We start from the raw sequence: 406 nt of genomic DNA, 5'->3' as shown, positions 1-406 counted from the left end.
AAGAAAAATAAGGAGAAAAATAATTAAATGCAAATTAATAATTTAATAGAGTCTAAAATATTTATTTATTTTATTTCTATTTTTTTTGCTGTTTTTTTATTTTGGTTTTTTGGAGCAGTTGATAGATATTTAATGAAAAAACATGAAGAAAATATTGTACTTACACTTAAAGAATTAAAAGATTCTGGATTTACAGCTAAGGAATTAATAGATGCTGGGTATACAGCTGAAGATTTATTAGATGCTGGATTTGATTTAATTTATTATCACAGCTGGTGGATTAAAAAATAATGAATATATAATTAAGCAATTATTAGATGCTGGGTATACAGTAAAAGAATTAAAAAATGGTGGATATATAGCCGATGAATTAAAAGATGTTGGTTATACAGTTGATCAATTAAGA

The 406-nt window shown here is 23.4% G+C and carries 1 protein-coding gene; it reads left to right on the top strand.

Annotation, left to right across the window (positions count from 1 at the left end; genetic code table 11):
• The first annotated feature begins 27 nt into the window (after positions 1 to 27).
• Positions 28 to 291 carry a hypothetical protein gene (locus RI01_RS03015; protein WP_017193194.1) on the top strand — a complete coding sequence of 88 codons (264 nt, stop codon included), beginning with the start codon at positions 28 to 30 and terminating at the stop codon, positions 289 to 291.
• Positions 292 to 406 lie beyond the last annotated feature (115 nt).

The sequence above is a fragment of the Italian clover phyllody phytoplasma str. MA1 genome (genome assembly GCF_000300695.1).
Lineage (GTDB): Bacteria > Bacillota_I > Bacilli_A > Acholeplasmatales > Acholeplasmataceae > Phytoplasma.
This window is presented reverse-complemented; position numbering and strand designations above follow the sequence as displayed.